A 19,104-nucleotide genomic window follows, 5' to 3' on the forward strand; every position below is an offset into this window, starting at 1 on the left:
TAAAAGATTAACGCTGTTAACAAAATAACAATTACAGGCAAGGATTCGGGTTTATGACCCCTGAAAAGACAATTGAGCGAATAAGTTTGTATAGAAGGGTTGTTGGCGATTTGCTCGTTAAGGGCAAAAACTACGCTTATTCGCACGAAATTGCCAAATTGGCCGATGTTAAAAGCTCTCAGGTTCGGCATGATTTTATGTTTATAGGCACTAATGGAAGGGCCAATGCCGGTTACGACCTGAAGGAGTTGAGGGGGCATATTGAGGATTTTTTAACCGGAGGTAAATCGGACAATTTCTGTATCGTAGGGGTCGGCAATCTCGGCAGGGCTATTTTGGCGTTCTTTCACGCAAGGCATAAAAATATCGTGATTAAAGCAGCATTTGATAAAGACCCCGCGCTGAAGGATAGAGTTATTCAGGGCTGCAGGTGCTATTCGATAGACGTCGCCAATGAGGTAATCAGGAATGAAGAAATTAATCTTGGAATAATTGCGGTCCCTGCGAAGCAGGCCCAGGGAGTTTCGGAAATTCTTCTTGAGGCCGGCATCAGGGGTATAGTTAATTTTGCGCCTGTGCCTTTGAAGTTTAGGCAGGGGATATTTGTTGAAAATGTTGATTTAACAATGTACCTCGAAAAAGCAGCGTTCTTTACGAGGAATGTAAGTAAACTTTTGGAGGTTTAAGTGTCTCAGATAAAAGCAGTTTTAGAGAAATATCCGAACGCAAAAAGGGAAAGCCTTATTCCCATTCTGCAGGATATTCAGGAAGCGTGCGGGTATTTGTCCCGCGAAGTGGTTAATGAAGTTGCTAAGTATATTGACCTGCCGCCGGCGAAAATTTACGGCGTAGCCACCTTTTACAACCAGTTCCGTTTTCAGCCGCTGGGGAAGTATCATGTCATGATTTGCCGCGGTACCGCCTGTCATGTCAAAGGATCCCAGAAAGCCCTCGATATGGTGGTCAAGGTCCTGGGTATCCAGCCGGGTCAAACCACGCGCGACGGTTTGTTCAGCCTCGGCGTTGTGGCTTGTATGGGTGCCTGCGGATTGGCACCGGTAGTAAATATCAATGGTGAATTTTATGCCAAAGTAACCCCAAAGAAATTATCCGGCATCATTGCCGAAATCAGGGAGAAGGAGCTGTCCCATGCAAAAAGCTGAAAATACTGAAAAACAAACCGGGAAATATCAGTGCTGGCCCGACGCTCTGCGGCCTTCCAAAGAATTGATAACCAAACTTCAATGCGGACCATTTAAAGGCGCACTGGCAAAAGGCCAGGAGGTATTTGACGAATTGGTCGATACACTGCGTCGGGATAAACTGACTAAACCAGTGGTGTTTGTCGGAGCCGGAACCTGTGGTTTGGGCGCCGGAGCGGGAAAAACCCTCGATGCTATCCGTGAATATTGCAAAACAAAAAAACTCGACGCTGATATTGTGGAAGTGGGCTGTATAGGCTTCTGTTCGGAAGAGCCGATTGTCGATATTAAACTTCCGGGCAGGGCGCGGGTAAGTTTCGGAAACGTAACTGCTGAAGATGTACCCGGACTGTTAGACAAGGCCTGGGTTGGCAAGTTTGACAAGGGCCATCTGCTCGGGCAGTTTCGCAGCGATTGCGACCAGGCATGGCAGGGCGTGCAGTATCTGGATGAACATCCTTTTATGAAACTGCAATGCCGCGTCGTACTTGCCGGCAGCGGTATCATCGACCCAACAAATATCGACGAGTATATCGCCCGGGGCGGATATTCCGCCATGGCCTTGACTCTCAAAAACAAAACCGCCATAGAGTTATGCGATTTGGTCGAGTCCAGCGGACTGCGTGGACGCGGCGGCGGCGGTTTTCCTACAGGGAAAAAATGGAAATTTGCCCTTGGGACAATAGCTGATCAGAAATATCTGGTCTGCAATGCCGACGAAGGCGACCCAGGCGCTTTTATGGATCGTGCCGTTGGAGAAAGTGACCCGCATCGGCTGATTGAAGGTATGATTATCGCTGCCTACGGTATCGGTGCGACCAAGGCTTACATTTATATTCGTGCCGAGTATCCTCTGGCAGTGCAGCGTTTACAGAATGCGATCGAACAGGCCCGTGCATACGGCCTGTTGGGGCATAATATTCTCGATAGCGGCAACGACCTCGATATCGTTATCAAGATGGGTGCCGGTGCTTTCGTTTGCGGCGAAGAGACCGCTCTTTTGAATAGTATCGAAGGCAAACGCGGTATGCCTCGTCCTCGGCCGCCATTCCCGGCAATTTCGGGCCTTTTCGGCAAACCGACAGTTATCAACAATGTTGAAACTCTGGCCAACCTGCCAATGATTATCGAACGCGGAGCCGATTGGTTCAGCGCTATGGGAACCAAGACCAGCAAAGGAACGAAGGTATTTGCCCTGTCCGGTATGGTTAAATGTACCGGACTGGTCGAAGTGCCGATGGGAACTACCCTCAAACAGGTTGTCTATGATGTCGGCGGCGGAATTCCAAATCGCAAACGTTGCAAAGGTGTACAAATCGGCGGACCTTCCGGCGGCTGTATTCCGGAACATCTGCTGAAAATAGAAATTGATTATGAGACAATCAAAACAGTCGGCGCGATTATGGGTTCCGGCGGTCTGGTCGTTCTCGATGAAAATACCTGTATGGTCGATTTGGCCAAATACTTTATGGAATTTATACAGTCTGAAAGCTGCGGAAAATGTATTCCATGCCGCGAAGGCACCAAGCGAATGCTCGAGATTCTCGAAGCAATCACCCGTCCTCGCCGCAAGGAAGACAATAATGACGCGCTGATGCGGTTCCAGGGTGTGGTACAACTGCGTCAGTTGGCAGAGACCATCAAGGCGACATCTTTGTGCGGCCTGGGTCAGACGGCTCCGAATCCGGTGCTGAGCACTCTTAACTGGTTCCGCGAAGAATATGAAGCGCATGTTTTCGACCGTGAGTGTCCTGCAGGGGCCTGCAAAGAATTAGTCGGAGCGCCTTGCCAGAACGGATGCCCGGTAGGCACCGAAGTATGGCGATATGTCGCTCATATCTCCCGCGGTGAGTACACTGATGCTTATCGTGTTATTCGTCGGGCTAATCCTCTGCCGTCTGTTTGTGCACGCGTATGTCATCATCCGTGCGAGACTGTATGCAGGGCGGGAATTACCGGTGGTGAGCCGATTGCAATTCGAACTCTAAAACGATTTATCGTGGATAAGATTGACCCGTCTGTATGGAAAGAACCTGTAAGACCGGCAGATGAAAAATCCGCTAAAATCGCAATTATCGGTTCGGGCCCGACAGGTTTGGCAGCGGCCGAAGCACTTTCTGTTGCAGGTCACAAGGTAACGATATTCGAGCGCGAATCCAAAGCCGGCGGTATGCTGGTCAGCGCGATTCCTGCTTATCGTCTGCCTCGCAAACTTCTGCAGAAAGAAATTGACGCTTTGCTGAATCAAAACATCGAAATAAAATACAACACAGCGCTGGGCCGCGATATCACACTTGACGGACTTTTAGCTGACGGCTACAAGGCGGTTCTGCTGGCGCTTGGTTCTTATAAGAGCCTTCAATTAGGCCTGCCTGATGAAAATGTCAGCGGCGTAGTCCCCGGCATGAAATTCCTCAAGACTTATAATTTGCGGAACAGGTCGCTGGCGAAAGGCAGAGTCGGAATTATCGGCGGCGGAAATTCCGCTATCGATGCCGCACGCGTCGCAATTCGCCAGAAAAATGTGGATAGCGTTACCGTGTTTTATCGTCGGACACAGGCTGAAATGCCTGCATTCGCCGAGGAAATCGAAGCCGAATTGGCCGAAGGCGTTAAGCTTAAAACGCTGGTTGCACCGGCAGGGATTATTTCTAAAGATGGAAAACTGACAGGCGTTCGGTTTATTCGCAACGAACTTGGCGATCCCGATATGAGCGGCAGGCCGAGACCGGTTCCTATCAAGGGGTCTGAGTTTGATGTGCCTATGGATACCCTGATTGTGGCGATAAGCGAACAGCCGTATACACGCGGTATGCAGTCGCTGAATCTTACAAAATGGGGCACTGTTACTATCAATGAAGAAAACTTCATTACCAGCCGACCGGGAGTTTTCGCGGCGGGCGATGTTGTTTCGGGACCTGCGACAGTAATAGCGGCTTTAGCGACCGGTAAGAGCGCCGCGGGTATGATTGACCGTTACGTTCGCGGCCGTAATATGAAGGTTATTCAAAAAGTTCGGATGCCATCGGTTTATATCGAACCGGCGCAAATGGACGACGAAGAAGCGATGGATACCAAACGCGTTGAACCGCCGCACCTGGATATCGAATGCCGTTGCGGCAACTTCCATGAAGTCGAAATGGGCATAACTGAAGAACAGGCCATTTGTGAAGCGCGTCGCTGTCTGCGTTGTGATCTGGAGTTTACTCAGCCCGAATAATATACTATATACAAAATAGAATGAGGTCTTAGATATGTTTAATATAGAAATTGATAATCGAAATGTACAAGCCAATGACGGCGAAACAATCCTTGCTGTTTGTAAACGGGAAGGCATCAGGATTCCCACCCTGTGCTTTATCGAAGGGCTGGCTCCCAGCGGCGCCTGCCGAATGTGTATCGTGGAAGTGGAAGGTTTCCCGGGTCTAATTCCCTCCTGTTCCTATCCGGTAAAAGAGGGTATGAAGGTGAAAACCTCAACCCCAAAAGTTCTCAATGCCCGCAGGACTATCGTAGAATTGCTTTTGAGCGACCACCCCGATGATTGTCTCTATTGTCTGCGTAACGGACAGTGCGAACTGCAAAAGCTTGCCAGCGATATGGACGTGAAACGGCTTTCCTTCAGCAAAGTGAAAACAAAACGTCCCACCGATGTCTCCAGTCCGTCGATTATTCGCAATCCCGAGAAGTGCATCCTTTGCGGCAAGTGTGTCCGTGTATGCGAAGAAGTTCAGGGCGTTTCAGCGATTGATTTCATCGGTCGCGGCTGCAAGGCTTTTGTTGGAACCGCCTTCGACAGCGGCCTGAATGTTTCGACCTGCATCAATTGCGGTCAGTGCATTATGGTTTGTCCGACGGGCGCTCTGACCGAACGGTCGTATGTCGATGAAGTCGCTGCCGCATTGGCGGATCCCGACAAGTATGTCGTTGTTCAGCACGCACCATCGATTTCTGTAACTCTGGCAGAAGAATTCGGCGTCAAACCCGGTAAAGATGTTGACGGCCAAATGGTTACCGCATTACGGAGGCTGGGTTTCAAGCGTGTATTTGATACCTCTTTTTCGGCGGATTTGACCATTATGGAAGAAGGTTCTGAATTGGTTCACCGGATTAAGACCGGCGGAAAACTGCCGATGATGACAAGCTGTTCACCCGGATGGATTAAATTCGTCGAACAGTTTTATCCCGATATGCTCGAAAATGTCTCGACATGCAAGAGTCCACAGCAAATGATGGGCGCACTGATAAAGAGCTTTTTTGCCCAGCGAGAAAAGCTGGATCCGAGCAAAATCGTAAGTGTTTCGATAATGCCCTGCACGGCCAAGAAATTTGAGTGCCAGCGCCCGGAAATGGCGGTAGATTATGTCCCTGATGTGGATTATGTGCTAACGACTCGTGAACTGGCCCAGCTTTTCCGCAGATATGGCCTGGAACTGGGTGCTATGACTCCGGATACCGCTGATACTCCTTTCGGTGAAAGAACCAGTGCCGGTAAAATTTTCGGTGCCACCGGCGGTGTGATGGAAGCTGCGATTCGCAGTGCCTATTTTCTGCTTACCGGACAGGAATATCCGGAAGAGAAAATTCCTGCCATTCGCGGCCTCAAGGGACATAAGGAAGTTAAACTTAAAATTGGCGAACTGGAAGTCGGAGCGGCTGTGGTAAGCGGACTGGGTAATGCCCGTAAACTGCTCGATGAAATTAAGGCAGGCAGGAAAGATATCCATTTCATCGAGGTTATGACCTGTCCGGGCGGCTGCATTTCCGGCGGCGGCCAGCCGATTGGTACCGATGCCGAAGCCGTGAAAGGGCGTTTGCAGGCTCTCTACCTGATTGACCGGGACGACCGGGTTCGGGCAAGCCATCACAATGAATCTGTTGGGCGGCTGTACCGTGAATTTCTGGGCGAACCACTCGGCAAGGTAAGTCATCACCTGCTGCATACACATTACAAAAAACGCGATATTATGGTATAAATATCCGGAGGGAATTTTCCCTTGCCGGATACTAAGAATTAGGAGCGACTATGACCGTATTAAAAAAAGTTCTCGTTGTCGATGACGACCCGGATATCCTCGACCAGGTGGAGATGGTTCTCAAGGCCAATGGCTATGATGTAGCCACTGCGAACTCAGCCGCCAATGGCGAAGAGTTTTTAATTTCCACCCAGCCCGATATAGTAATTTTGGACCTTATGATGGAACAGATGGATTCCGGATTTGTCCTGTGCCATCAAATCAAAAAAATGTATCCGAATATGCCCATCATCATGCTGACGGCGGTTCGTTCCTCAACAGGGCTTGGCTTTGATGCCAAAAGCCCGGAGGCGAAATCCTGGATTAAGGCGGATTGTATTCTCGACAAACCCGTACGAACCGAAGAGTTGTTGAACTCTGTGCGAAAATTGCTTCAGGTTTGATCGAATCCCCGCTCAGAATCATGGCTTAACCTACGGGCAACCGAGACAGAACCTGCTGACAGAGGACAGAAGCAGCGAAAGAAATCAGGTTGTAAGATAGGTGATTTTAAATGAGAGACAGCAGTAATAAACCTTTGGTAACGACGCTGGGCGAGCGATGCAGGATATGCTATACCTGCGTAAGAGAATGTCCGGCCAAGGCAATCAGGATTGCAAACGGACAGGCGGAGGTTATTGCCGAAAGATGTATCGGATGCGGAAATTGCGTTCGGGTGTGCAGCCAGAAAGCCAAGCAGATTCTTGATTCAAAACAGAAGGTTTACGAACTGTTAAAATCTAACTCCAAAACGGCGGTGATACTGGCGCCGAGTTTTCCGGCGGAATTTGTCGAATTTAAATGTGAAGAGCTTGTAGGAATGATTCGCAGCCTCGGCTTTGATTATGTCAACGAGGTAGGTTTCGGAGCCGACCTGATTGCGGATAGATATAACAAGCTGCTGGACGAAAGCGGACCGAACTGTAAATATATCGCTACGAGCTGTCCTGCGATTATAGCGTATGTTGAAAAATACCATCCCGATTTGGTTGGAAATCTGGCACCAATAGTTTCCCCGATGGTTGCGACGGCAAAAGTACTTCACCAGATATACGGTGAAGATTTAAGGGTAGTTTTTGTTGGGCCGTGCATTGCCAAAAAGGGAGAAATCACGAGCGTTAATATGGACAGCGAAGTAGATGCAAGCCTGACGTTTATTGAACTGCGGGAGATGCTCGAAGCGGAACTGGGCAGCGAAAAAGCACAAAACAGTATGTTTGATGAACCGCTTGCCGGCGTCGGCGCGATATTTCCAATCAGCAGAGGATTATTTCAGTCTGCCGGTATCGAGGAAGACCTTGTGAGCGGGAAAATTGTCGCGGTTGAAGGCGGCAACAGTTTTGTCGATGCCTTCAAGGAATTCGAAAGCGGAGATATGAATGTTCGGCTACTGGAAGTGCTTGCGTGTAACGGCTGTATAATGGGGCCGGGCATTTCGAATAAAAAACCTCTGTTTAACAGGCGGGCATCTGTCAGCAGTTACGTTCAGGAGAAGATGAGTAATTTCGACAGGAAAAAATGGGAGAAAAATGTAAAGCGGTTTGAAAATCTCGACCTTTCGAGAAAATTTTCTGCTTATGACCAGCGGATTAAGCTGATACAGGAAGACGACCTTGAACATATTTTAGTGCGGATGGGCAAATACACAGCGGAGGATGAGCTTAATTGCGGAGCCTGCGGTTATAATACCTGCCGTGAGCACGCATTGGCGATATGGAAAGGACTGGCCGAAAGTGAAATGTGCCTGCCTTATTCGATTGAACAGCTCCACAAGACCATCGAGGATTTGGCGAATTCCAATAATCAGCTTGCGAATACGCAGGAAGCGCTGATGCAGTCTGAAAAGCTTGCGAGTATGGGGCAGCTTGCCGCCGGTGTCGCCCATGAAATTAATAATCCGCTCGGCGTGGTTCTGATGTATGCGCATTTACTGCTGGAAAAATACCGTGACGATATACTGCTGAAAGACGATTTGCGTCTAATTGCCGAACAGGCCGACAGGTGCAAGAAAATTGTCGGCGGCCTGCTGAATTTCGCCAGGAAAAACAAGGCGATTCTGCAGCCTGCGGATATTTATGAAATTATCGATAAGTCCATACAGGCCGTGCCAAACGAAAAAGGCGTCGAAATCATGGTTGAAAATACGCTTGAAGACAGAATCGCCGAACTCGACAGTGAACAGATGAGCCAGGTTTTCAGTAATCTGGTTGCTAACGCGATTGCAGCGACGGGAAAAACAGGACTGATAACGATAACAATCGGCGGCGATAATAAAAATCTGAATATAAAGGTTATCGATTCCGGAACCGGTATTCCAAAAGAAAATATTTCCAAGATATTCGAGCCTTTCTTTACGACCAAACAGATAGGAGATGGTACCGGGCTTGGACTTGCGGTCGCTTATGGCATCGTCAAAATGCACAGGGGCGATATAGAAGTCGAATCTAATGCCGACCCTAAAAAGGGTTCGACAGGAACAACCTTTACGGTTATTTTGCCGAGAAGAAAGACGAATGGTTTTCAATAACAGGCTTTTAGGGGATTAATTGTGGAAGAATTATTTAAAGTTCTTGTTGTCGATGACGAAGCCGGGATGCGGTCGGGAGTAGCGAGGGTTTTGAATGATTACAGCATTAATTTGCCTGAAATAAAATCTGAAGTCAGATTTGAAGTGATAGAAGCAGTGAGCGCTGAAAGCGGGCTGGAGATGATAGAATCACAGCATCCTGATATTCTGTTTCTTGACCATAAACTGCCCGGAATGAGCGGCCTTGAACTGCTGAGTAAAATCGCGGAAAAGAAAATTGATGTGTTGACCGTGATGATTACGGCTTACGCTTCGCTGGAAGCAGCGGTTGAGGCAACGAAGAACGGCGCATATGATTTTCTTGCCAAGCCTTTCTCTCCCGGGGAGCTTAAGCATATGATTCGCAAAGCCGCCGGCAGAATTATTTATAAACGTCAGGCTAAAAATCTGTCTGAAGAAAAGAAAAGGGTTCGTTTCCAGTTTATTTCAGTACTTGCTCACGAGCTTAAGTCTCCGCTTGCGGCGATACAGGGTTATTTGAATATTGTCAATGACAGGGTTTTGGGCAATGAACTTGGCGCTTATGATAATGTGATTAACAGAAGCCTGATTCGGCTCGAAGGAATGAAAAAACTGATATTTGACCTGCTGGATATGACTCGGATTGAGTCTGAGCAGAAAAAGCGGGACTTTACTGATATTAATCTTTGTGAACTTGCCAAAAAGTCGGTTGAAACCTGTATTTTGACCGCGAAAGAGCGGAACATCGCCGTTAATCTTGAGGTTAAGAATGATTTAACGATGAAGGGCGATGTTTTCGAGATTGAAATTATATTGAATAACCTGATATCAAATGCGATTAAATACAATAACGATAGCGGGAAAGTTGACATCAACATAAGTACGAATAGAGAACGGATTGTTATAAAAGTCAGCGATACCGGCATCGGGATGAAAGAAGAAGAAATAAACAAACTATTTAAGGACTTCGTGAGGATAAAGAACGAAAAAACAAGAAATATCCTCGGAAGCGGCCTTGGGCTTTCAACCGTTAGAAAGCTTGCGGAACTATATAACGGGAAAGTAACAGTTGAAAGCGAATTTTCCAAAGGCAGCACTTTTACTGTCGAACTTTTGAGGGATTCGCAGGAATTTTTGAAAGAAGAAAATGAATCGTCAGGAAATAATATCCCGGTTAAAACAGAAAAACCATTCTGAACTTGGAAAGCTGTGGGATTTCGCCGACCGAATCCGAAAAGAAAATGTCGGCGAACAAATACATCTCAGGGGCCTGATTGAGTTTTCAAACATTTGCAGCAGGAAATGTCTCTATTGCGGCATAAACGCGGGCAACAGTAAATTACAGCGTTACCAGATGACTAAAGAAGAAATTCTCGAATGTGTCCAAGCAGCCTGTAAACTCGGATATGGAACGGTTGTTCTGCAAAGCGGTGAAAATAAAAGGCTGGATGTAAATTTTCTGGCGGACGTTATAAGAGAAATTAAGGAAACAACCGGCCTTGCGATTACTTTGAGCGTTGGCCAGTGGGACAGGGAAGTTTATAAACTGTGGAAGCAGGCGGGGGCCGACAGATTTCTTCTGAGATTCGAGACAAACGACGACGAATTGTATCGAAGGCTTCATCCTGACAGTAAAAATGGGGTAGAAGAACGATTCGAGGCGTTAAAATTACTAAAAGAGCTTGGTTATGAGGTCGGAAGCGGTGTAATGATTGGCCTGCCCGGCCAAAGCTATGAAAGCCTTGCGGACGATTTACTCGAATTCAAAGAACTCGACCTGGATATGATAGGTGTCGGGCCTTATATTAAACACGAGAATACTGAACTTGACAGAAATATGCAGGCATTCCTGCTTGGTTCAGAAAATCAGGTGCCGGCAACTGAGGAAATGGGTTATAAAGTTTTCGCACTGGCCAGGATTTTGTGCCCGAAAGCAAATATACCGGCGACTACGGCACTGGCGACACTCAATCCTGAAAATGGTTATGAAAAGGCGCTTGCCTGCGGGTGCAATGTGGTTATGCCGAATATTACGCCGATAAAGTACAGGCAATTTTACAATTTATACGAAGGCAAAACCTGCCGGCAGCATTTAGATTTCGATATGGCTATAAAACAAAGAATCGAAAAAATCAGCCGAATGGCAGGGAGCGGAAAGGGAGTCTCGCTCAGATTTCTGGAAAGAACGGAAAGCGGGGCAAAAATATGATAAAAGAAAAAACATTCAGCAGTACCGTAAAAGATTTCATCGATGATGATTATCTTCGCAGACTGATTGATGAGGCAAAACCGGATAAAGAAGCGGTCAGGGCAATTATAGCGAAAAGTCTCAACAAGCAGGCGCTGACAGTCGAGGAAACGGCGGTGCTTTTAGCTGCAGACAAAAAATTAACTGAAGAGATTTTTGCCGCGGCCCGGCAGTTAAAAAAAAATGTGTATGGAAACAGAATAGTCCTGTTCGCTCCTTTCTATATTGGCAATAAATGTATAAACGATTGCAAATATTGTGCTTTTCGGGTTTCCAATAAAGAAGCAATCAGGCGTACACTCAGCAGCGAGGAAATAATTGAACAGGTTGAGGCCCTTGAAAATGCCGGTCATAAACGGCTGATACTGGTTTTCGGTGAGCACAAGGAATATGACGCGGATTTTATAGCTCAATGCGTGCGGAATGTTTACAGCGTTAAAGTCGGCAACGGCGAAATTCGCAGGGTCAATATAAATGCCGCTCCATTGGATATTGAAGGATATAAAAAGGTTAAAAAGGCCGGCATCGGAACGTATCAGATTTTTATGGAGACCTATCATCACGAAACTTATGAGCAAAACCATCCGGTAACAACCATGAAAGGTGATTATTTGTATCGGCTCGATGGTTTGAGCAGGGCGTTCGAGGCCGGCTGCGACGATGTCGGAATCGGTGCGCTGTTCGGGTTGTATGACTGGCGGTTTGAAGTTCTCGGTCTTGTCAGCCATTCTCTATTTTTGCAGAAAAGTTACGGAGTCGGGCCGCATACGATTAGTTTTCCGAGAGTTCAGCCTGCCGCGGGTGTGAACATCGACAAAAAATGGATGGTCAGCGATTATGAATTTACGAAACTTGTCGCGATATTGAGACTTGCGGTTCCATATACCGGCCTGATTTTGACGGCACGTGAAAGTCCGGCTTTGCGAAGGGAGATGATGGGCTTCGGCGTTTCGCAGATTGACGCGGGAAGCAGAATTGAGATTGGCGGATATACGGAATTCGGCGATGCGCAGGTTATGGAACGCGAACAGTTTGTGCTTGGCGATATTCGCAGCCTTGACGATGTGATGAAAGAACTTATTGAAGATGATTTTGTTCCGAGTTTCTGTACTTCCTGTTACAGGCTGGGACGTACGGGCGAGCATTTTATGGAGTTTGCGATACCCGGCTTTATAAAAAAATTCTGCCAGCCGAACGCGCTGACTACCCTTATGGAATATCTTGTCGATTACGCATCTGATGAAACAAAAGAGGCGGGCTTGAAACTTATTGAAGCCGAGCTTGATAAGATGAAAGATGAAAAAATAAAAGAGCAGGTCAAAGAACGGCTGCAAAAGATTAAACAAACCAACCAAAGGGATATGTATTTTTAAAATGAATCTGCGCAAAGAAAAAGACCTTATAGGTGAAATGGAAATACCGGCCGATGCCCTATACGGTATTCATACGGCAAGGGCGATGGAGAATTTCCCGCTTGCGCTGCGGCCGGTGCATAAAAAGCTTATTTCAGCGTTTGGCGCAGTAAAACTTGCGTGCGCGAAAACCAATCACGAATTAAAAAGCTGGGATGATAAAAAATATTCTGTAATTCAGCAGGCCTGTCTGGAAATGATTGCCGGCAAACTTGACGAGCATATAAAGGTCGATGCTCTTCAGGGCGGGGCGGGGACGAGCACGAATATGAATGTTAACGAAGTGCTTGCGAATCGCGCTTTGGAAATTCTCGGTAAAAAGGCGGGCGATTACGATGTCATTTCGCCAATCGACGATATTAATCTTCATCAGTCAACTAACGATACTTATCCAACGGCTTTAAGAGTCGCGGCTCTGTGGGAGCTTACGGAGCTTGAGGGTGAAATTGTTGTTTTGCTCGAATCTTTTCAGCAAAAGGAAAAACAATTTGCCGATATTGTAAAACTTGGCAGGACACAGCTTCAGGATGCCGTTCTTACGACGCTTGGGCGGCAGATGAGCGCCTATGCCGAGGCGATAGGACGCGACAGGTGGCGGATTTATAAATGCGGAGAACGTTTGCGGGTTGTAAATCTCGGCGGTACGGCTATTGGAACGGGGCTGGGTGCGCCGAGAAAATATATCTTTCGTGCCGTTGAACATCTCAAGGATATCGCGAAACTGCCGCTTTGCAGGGCGGAAAATCTTATTGAAGCGACGCAGAATACGGATGTGTTCGTTGAAGTCAGCGGAATTCTTAAAGCTCTCGCTTCGAATCTGCTAAAAATTTCAACTGATTTGCGAATTATTTCGAGCGGACCAGACGGCGGAATCGGTGAGATTGTTCTGCCGGCAAGGCAGGCGGGTTCTTCGATTATGCCGGGCAAAATAAATCCTGTTATCCCGGAGGCGGTTTCGCAGGCGGCGATTGCGGTTATGGCAAACGATTCAGCGATTACACAGGCCTGTTCAGCGGGTAATCTCGAATTAAATCAGTTTATGCCGCTTATTGCAGATGCAATGCTGACGAATATACAATTATTGACGAATGCGTGCAGAATATTTGCCAAATTATGCATAAGCGGAATCGAGGCAAACGAAAAACGATGCAAACAAAACGTCGAGACTTCGACGGCGATTATTACTGCGCTTGTTGAAAAAATCGGTTATAAAATGTCGCAGGAAATCGCAGCAGCCGCTAAAAATGAGAATAAAACTATTCGACAAATTGTTATTGAACGCGGAATTATAAGCGAGGAAGAATTTGACGGTTTAATTTCTCCGCAGAAAGTAACAATGCTCGGCAGTGCGGATACTACGGAGAAAAAATGACCGGCACTCCGAAATCTCTGCGTTTACACATTGGCATATTCGGCAGGCGAAATGTTGGGAAGTCGTCGCTGCTGAACGCGATTACTCGTCAGCAGGTTTCGATTGTTTCGGAAGTCGCAGGCACGACGACAGACCCTGTGGAAAAGCCGATGGAGCTTTTGCCGATTGGGCCGGTGCTTTTTATCGATACGGCAGGAATCGACGATGCCGGGGCGCTTGGAGATTTGCGTATAAAGAAGACGAAACAGATTTTTGACCGGACAGAGCTTGGTGTAATTGTAAGCGATAACGGCAGGTGGGAGAATTTTGAACAGGGTATTTATGACGAGCTTTGCAGCAGAAAAACTCCTGTAATAGCTGTATTCAATAAGACTGATATTGCTCCATGCCGACAGGCTGCAATCGATAAGCTTAAATCAATGAATATTCCGATTGTGCAGACAACTGCGAATCAGCAAAAAGGCATAGTGGAATTTCGCCAGGCATTGATTAATACAGTGCCGGAAGATTTCATCAGTAATTCGACTATTATGGGCGACCTTGTCGGACCGGGGGGCTTGGCGGTTCTTGTTGTTCCGATAGATAAAGAGGCGCCGAAGGGCAGGCTGATTGCGCCGCAGGTTCAGTGCATACGCGATATACTTGAAATGGACGCTTATTGTGTGGTTGTGAAAGAACGCGAATTGTGCGATGTGCTGAAAAGGCTTGAGAACCAGAGGCCGAAAATCGTTGTTACGGATTCGCAGGCTTTTCTTAAAGTCGCAGGCGATACTCCGGACGATATTCCTCTTACTTCTTTTTCGATACTATTTGCCAGATTCAAAGGCGACCTGAATGAATTTGTCAACGGAGCTTTGGCAATCGAGAAATTGAAGCCTGATGATAAAATTCTTATCACCGAGTCATGTTCGCATCATCCTATCGCGGAAGATATTGGAAGGGTCAAGATTCCGCGATGGCTGACGCAATATGTCGGCGGGAAACTGGCGTTCGATATTTACCAGGGAAATGATTTTCCGGAAAATCTGGCAGATTATAAACTTGTTATACAATGCGGCGGGTGCATGACGAACAGAAGACAGGTGCTTTCGAGAATAGAACATTGCCGAAAAGTAGGTGTTCCTGTGACAAATTATGGAGTTGCGATAGCGTATATACTTGGTATATTTGAGCGGGCACTTAGGCCTTTTGCCGGCAGTCTGGATTATTTTATGAGGAAAGGACAGTAGTATGGCGAAAAAAATCGTTATTCTTGCGATAGACGATGATTCTGATGTGCTCAACGCCCTGAGAATTATTCTCGAAGCCAACGGTTTTGAGATGGTCGAGGCGTATTCTGCAGAGGAAGGATTGGCCAAATATAAGGAATCGAATCCCGATTTTATCCTGGTGGATTTGATGATGGAAGAAGTCGACGCCGGGCTGAATTTCGTCAGGGAAATCCGCTGCTTAAATAACAAGGCTCCGGTTTATATGCTTTCGAGTGTAGGCGATAATCTTAGTCAGACTACAAGCTATATTGAGCTGGGTCTGGATGGCGTTTTGCAAAAGCCTGTAAACAATGACACGCTTTTGAAAATAATTCGGACAAGAGTTAATTCCTGATATACTATTTTATAGTAAATTCAAAAAGGAGTATTTATTTCGGTTTCTCAAGACCTTCCACTACTGCGCCGCTTTCGAGTATGAACGGCGGACCTTCCTGCGTTTCAATTTTCACATTTTTAAGAGTCACTTTGGCGTTACGAATCGTTAAACCCTTCGGCGCCGTAATATGAACGTTTTCCAGCACAACATCTGTTATGGGCCACTCCGGCAGGCCGACTATAATACCGGCACTTTTGGGACTGGTAGCCGTAAGGTTTGAGATTTTAATTTTGCTGTATTTTGGCGTCGAGTCGGTGACCGGCTGTGCCGTATCTTCCTTCGGGATTTTAGGATAGTACGCAGTAATATTAATCGGAGTTTTCACATTTTTCATCGTGAGGTCGCTATAAGTAATGTTTTCGACAATGCCGCCTTTTCCGCGGGTTGATTTAATCCTGAGTCCGCTTTCTGTATTTTCGAATGTGCAGTTTTTAACGGTCATATTCTGCACACCGCCGATAGTTTCACTGCCTATGGACATTCCGTGACCGTGAAAAAAATTACAGCCTGTAACATTAATATATTGGCAGGCGGCATTTGGATGGGCGAGGTCGGGACGGCCTGATTTCATTACGATGTTATCATCGCCGGTGTCGATGACGCAATCGGTAATGGTGACATAACGGGAAGCACTGGGGTCGATAGCGTCTGTATTTGGCGAATCATCAGGGGCCGTTATCGTTACTCTTGCAATTTCCACATCCTCACAATTTCGGGGGATAATATGGAAACTTGGCGAATTGGTCAGCGTAACGTCTTTGATTCGCACGCCAACGCAGTTATTTAAAACCACCAAACGCGGACGTTTTCCTGTCTCCGGCTGTTTGGCTTTTTTTGCCGCTCGGACAGGTTCCCACCATCTGGCACCGGAGCCGTCAATTGTGCCTTTGCCGCTTATGGTTATGTTTGTCAGGTTATTGCCGTTTACAAATTCCAAAGGATCATTGCTACTTTTGTTTTCTGTGTTCACGAAATCGTTTGGGTCGTCTGTTGCTTTTAAAATTGCACCCTCGTCAAGCTGAAGTGTGATATTACTTCTAAGAAAAACAGGCTTGCTCAGATATGTTCCTGCTGTTAGACGAACCGTGCCGCTGCCGGCTTTGCCGCATTCATCAATCGCTTTTTGTATTGCTTCTGTGTCGAGTGTTTTGCCGTCGCCTTTGGCGCCGAAATTACGGATGTCGAGAATTTTTGCTTCAACTTTATTTGAGTCAGCGACAGGATCTTTGCGGAAGCAGGGTTTTAGTTCCGGTGCGATACGGACAAGTTCTTCAACGACCAGCCGGGCAAACTCTACACTGCCTTTAGCGTTGAGATGAGTATTATCGACCTGATTATTGTCCTTGACGGGGCTTAGCTCGATACATTTTTCCTTACATAGCTTTTCGCATAGTTCTTTACTGCTTGCGTGAAGGTCAATTAGCGGAACGTTTTTCTCTTTGGCGATTTGTTTGACTGCTTCGACATAAGGTACCAGGCTTGAATTGATTTTACCGTTTCCGGATTTGTCCCATTGCCTGCGAACAAGCGAGGTAACCAAAATCGGCTTTGCGCCAATAGCGCGAGCTTCGTCCACATAACGAGTCATATATTCACGATAAGTAGTATTTGGCTCTGTCGAACGTTCGGGGCCTTTGCCGGGTTCATCGTTATGGCCGAACTGAATTAAATAATAATCGCCTTTGAGTTCCAAAGCCTGGGCCCAGCGATTTTCGGCGATGAAACTTTTTGAGCTTCTGCCGCCGGCCGCTGTATTGACACATTCTGCCTTGTCGGTGAGAAATTGCCTGAAACCAAGTCCCCAGCCGGACTTGTCTGTAACCGTAGAATCGCCAACGAGAACAATTCGTACCTTATGCACATTAACATCCTGCACAGGTTTAGCGTCTTTTTCAGCTGCGAAGCCGGTTAAATGAAAAATACAAACGGCTAAAACTAATCCTATAATTTTTTTGCAGTTCATAAACATATCCCTTCACTGAAAGCAGAATGATGTTATCTAAGGTTCAAACACAAAAACCCGTTTTTAACAAACGAATATTTTGAAACCAAAAGTTCCAAAACGCGCAACGTCAAAGATGTTATTATTACCTTATATACCCCAATCCATTATAGATTGCAATATGCCGTAAATATTATTAAAATGACGTCTATGGAATGTCTTAGCGGCTGATTTCTAAACAGTTTATAATGATAATTAGAACAGGAGTTGAGATGGCAGATAAAGAAACGGATTTGACAATCGAGCCTGAAGGATTAAACGAGTTTGAACGCCGACCTGTACCCCAAAGCGCATTATTAAGATTCAAGGATTTTATCGGTATGTATGCGGGGGAACATTGCGCAGGAACTGAACTGATGATTGGGCCGCTTTTTGTCGCTGCGGGCGTAAGCGCGTTCGATTTGATATTCGGTTTGCTTTTGGGTAACGCACTGGCGGTTTTAAGCTGGACGTTCCTTTGTGCTCCTATCGCGACACGTTCACGTCTGACGCTTTATTATCAGTTGGAGAAAATTTGCGGCAAGAAACTGGTAGTATTATACAATTTCGCCAACGGCATTATGTTTTGTTTTCTTGCAGGCTCAATGATTACAGTAGCCGCGACTGCTATAGGAGTCTGGTTCGAATTCAGGATGCCCGGCCTGAACGACCTCTATCCGAACAGCTTCGGCTGGGTTCTTGCCGTTTTCGCTGTTGGAGCATTAATTTCCGTCGTTGCCGCTTATGGTTATAAAATCGTTTCCAAAATCGCCAACATTGCGGCCCCCTGGATGCTGCTGGTTTTCTTCGTTTTTGGAATTGTAGGCTTAAAACAATTCATCAGCGTAACTGGCGCACAGATTAATGGCTTGTCCGACCTTTGGACTCTTGCCAATACTCAGATATGGAAGGGCGGCGCTGCGCTGCCCGGACAGGTCAAATTCACCTTCTGGCATGTAACCTTTTTCGCCTGGTTCTGCAATATGGCTATGCACATTGGGATGTCGGACCTTTCTATTTTCCGCTATGCGAAAAAATCCTGGTATGGCGTGGCTTCCGGTTCGGGAATGTATCTTGGCCATTTCTTTGCGTGGATTGCCGCTTCGATACTTTATGCCTATCAGCTCCATATAAATCCTGAGAATACGGATGTTCTGCCCGGGCCGATGGCTTACAGGGCTGCGGGCATCACAGGTCTTATTTGCGTAATTATCGCCTGCTGGACGACGGCCAATCCCACCATTTACAGGGCAGGTCTCGCGTTTCAGGCTATAATACCGAAAAGTTCGAGATTTGCCGTAACAATCGCAACAGGATTAATAGCTACAGTTGCCGGTATGTTTCCTGCGATAGCGATGAAGCTTCTCAATTTCGTCGCACTATATGGGATGCTGCTGATGCCGATGGGTGCCGTGATTTTTGTAGATTTCTGGCTCCTGAAAAAATTTGGCCTGCGCAGCAATTATGCCGAGATAAGTAAAAAAACTTTTAACTGGGCCGCTGGCCTGAGCTGGTTTGTAACGCTGGGAGTCTGCTGGTGGCTGGTGATATATGGCGGCGTTCAGATATTTTTCGTAAGTCTGCCGGGCTGGTTTATTACAGCAATTTTATATGTTGTGCTGAGCAAAATATATCAGAAGAAGGTTTATGGGCATTTAACTGCGGAGGCAAGCTGAAAT

The 19,104-nt window shown here is 46.7% G+C and carries 14 protein-coding genes; 13 read left to right on the plus strand and 1 reads right to left on the minus strand.

Annotated elements, in window-relative coordinates; all coding sequences use genetic code 11:
- Positions 1-53 precede the first annotated feature (53 nt).
- The 12 genes from WC496_09970 (at position 54) to WC496_10025 (ending at position 15,402) form a co-directional block, all read left to right on the plus strand.
- Positions 54-686 carry a redox-sensing transcriptional repressor Rex gene (locus WC496_09970; protein MFA5293346.1) on the plus strand — a complete coding sequence of 211 codons (633 nt, stop codon included), beginning with the start codon at positions 54-56 and terminating at the stop codon, positions 684-686.
- Positions 687-1,163: an NADH-quinone oxidoreductase subunit NuoE gene (gene nuoE, locus WC496_09975; GenBank protein MFA5293347.1), complete on the plus strand. Its 477-nt coding sequence runs from the start codon at positions 687-689 to the stop codon at positions 1,161-1,163. It begins immediately after the preceding gene.
- Positions 1,150-4,422, plus strand: a complete 3,273-nt coding sequence (locus tag WC496_09980; protein ID MFA5293348.1) for an NADH-ubiquinone oxidoreductase-F iron-sulfur binding region domain-containing protein — start codon at positions 1,150-1,152, stop codon at positions 4,420-4,422. Before nuoE ends, WC496_09980 begins: the two co-directional genes overlap by 14 nt.
- A gap of 34 nt (positions 4,423-4,456) precedes the next feature.
- Complete coding sequence (locus WC496_09985) at positions 4,457-6,178, plus strand: NADH-dependent [FeFe] hydrogenase, group A6 (GenBank protein ID MFA5293349.1); 1,722 nt, start codon at positions 4,457-4,459, stop codon at positions 6,176-6,178.
- Positions 6,179-6,228: 50 nt separating this feature from the next.
- Positions 6,229-6,621 carry a response regulator gene (locus tag WC496_09990; protein MFA5293350.1) on the plus strand — a complete coding sequence of 131 codons (393 nt, stop codon included), beginning with the start codon at positions 6,229-6,231 and terminating at the stop codon, positions 6,619-6,621.
- Positions 6,622-6,731: 110 nt separating this feature from the next.
- On the plus strand, positions 6,732-8,744 hold the full coding sequence (locus tag WC496_09995) for a [Fe-Fe] hydrogenase large subunit C-terminal domain-containing protein (protein MFA5293351.1): 2,013 nt from the start codon (positions 6,732-6,734) through the stop codon (positions 8,742-8,744).
- 21 nt (positions 8,745-8,765) lie between these two features.
- Entirely contained in the window at positions 8,766-9,962 is a 1,197-nt protein-coding gene (locus WC496_10000) for an ATP-binding protein (GenBank protein MFA5293352.1), read from the plus strand.
- Positions 9,913-10,974, plus strand: a complete 1,062-nt coding sequence (gene hydE / locus WC496_10005) for a [FeFe] hydrogenase H-cluster radical SAM maturase HydE (protein MFA5293353.1) — start codon at positions 9,913-9,915, stop codon at positions 10,972-10,974. The genes WC496_10000 and hydE overlap by 50 nt, the downstream gene beginning before the upstream one ends.
- Entirely contained in the window at positions 10,971-12,386 is a 1,416-nt protein-coding gene (hydG, locus tag WC496_10010) for a [FeFe] hydrogenase H-cluster radical SAM maturase HydG (protein ID MFA5293354.1), read from the plus strand. The genes hydE and hydG overlap by 4 nt, the downstream gene beginning before the upstream one ends.
- A gap of 1 nt (position 12,387) precedes the next feature.
- Positions 12,388-13,797 carry an aspartate ammonia-lyase gene (locus WC496_10015; protein MFA5293355.1) on the plus strand — a complete coding sequence of 470 codons (1,410 nt, stop codon included), beginning with the start codon at positions 12,388-12,390 and terminating at the stop codon, positions 13,795-13,797.
- Positions 13,794-15,026 carry a [FeFe] hydrogenase H-cluster maturation GTPase HydF gene (gene hydF, locus WC496_10020; GenBank protein MFA5293356.1) on the plus strand — a complete coding sequence of 411 codons (1,233 nt, stop codon included), beginning with the start codon at positions 13,794-13,796 and terminating at the stop codon, positions 15,024-15,026. The genes WC496_10015 and hydF overlap by 4 nt, the downstream gene beginning before the upstream one ends.
- 1 nt (position 15,027) lies before the next feature.
- The gene (locus WC496_10025; GenBank protein MFA5293357.1) at positions 15,028-15,402 is read left to right on the plus strand and encodes a response regulator; all 375 of its coding nucleotides are present in this window, start codon (positions 15,028-15,030) and stop codon (positions 15,400-15,402) included.
- Positions 15,403-15,436: 34 nt separating this feature from the next.
- Here WC496_10025 and WC496_10030 read toward each other — a convergent pair whose 3' ends face one another.
- On the minus strand, positions 15,437-17,407 hold the full coding sequence (locus tag WC496_10030) for a glycosyl hydrolase family 28 protein (protein MFA5293358.1): 1,971 nt from the start codon (positions 17,405-17,407) through the stop codon (positions 15,437-15,439).
- A gap of 251 nt (positions 17,408-17,658) precedes the next feature.
- Between WC496_10030 and WC496_10035 the strand changes: the two genes are divergently transcribed.
- On the plus strand, positions 17,659-19,101 hold the full coding sequence (locus WC496_10035) for a hypothetical protein (protein ID MFA5293359.1): 1,443 nt from the start codon (positions 17,659-17,661) through the stop codon (positions 19,099-19,101).
- The last annotated feature ends 3 nt before the right edge of the window (positions 19,102-19,104 follow it).

The organism is Phycisphaerae bacterium, assembly GCA_041652575.1.
In the GTDB taxonomy this organism is placed as follows: domain Bacteria; phylum Planctomycetota; class Phycisphaerae; order Sedimentisphaerales; family UBA12454; genus UBA12454.

Coding starts and splice junctions, on each gene's coding strand:
- WC496_10025 (MFA5293357.1), top strand. CDS start 15,028: ATGGCGAAAAAAATCGTTATTCTTGCGATAGACGATGATTCTGATGTG.
- hydF (MFA5293356.1), top strand. CDS start 13,794: ATGACCGGCACTCCGAAATCTCTGCGTTTACACATTGGCATATTCGGC.
- hydG (MFA5293354.1), top strand. CDS start 10,971: ATGATAAAAGAAAAAACATTCAGCAGTACCGTAAAAGATTTCATCGAT.
- WC496_09985 (MFA5293349.1), top strand. CDS start 4,457: ATGTTTAATATAGAAATTGATAATCGAAATGTACAAGCCAATGACGGC.
- hydE (MFA5293353.1), top strand. CDS start 9,913: ATGAATCGTCAGGAAATAATATCCCGGTTAAAACAGAAAAACCATTCT.
- WC496_09990 (MFA5293350.1), top strand. CDS start 6,229: ATGACCGTATTAAAAAAAGTTCTCGTTGTCGATGACGACCCGGATATC.
- WC496_09980 (MFA5293348.1), top strand. CDS start 1,150: ATGCAAAAAGCTGAAAATACTGAAAAACAAACCGGGAAATATCAGTGC.
- WC496_10030 (MFA5293358.1), bottom strand. CDS start 17,407: ATGAACTGCAAAAAAATTATAGGATTAGTTTTAGCCGTTTGTATTTTT.
- WC496_10015 (MFA5293355.1), top strand. CDS start 12,388: ATGAATCTGCGCAAAGAAAAAGACCTTATAGGTGAAATGGAAATACCG.
- WC496_10035 (MFA5293359.1), top strand. CDS start 17,659: ATGGCAGATAAAGAAACGGATTTGACAATCGAGCCTGAAGGATTAAAC.
- WC496_09970 (MFA5293346.1), top strand. CDS start 54: ATGACCCCTGAAAAGACAATTGAGCGAATAAGTTTGTATAGAAGGGTT.
- WC496_09995 (MFA5293351.1), top strand. CDS start 6,732: ATGAGAGACAGCAGTAATAAACCTTTGGTAACGACGCTGGGCGAGCGA.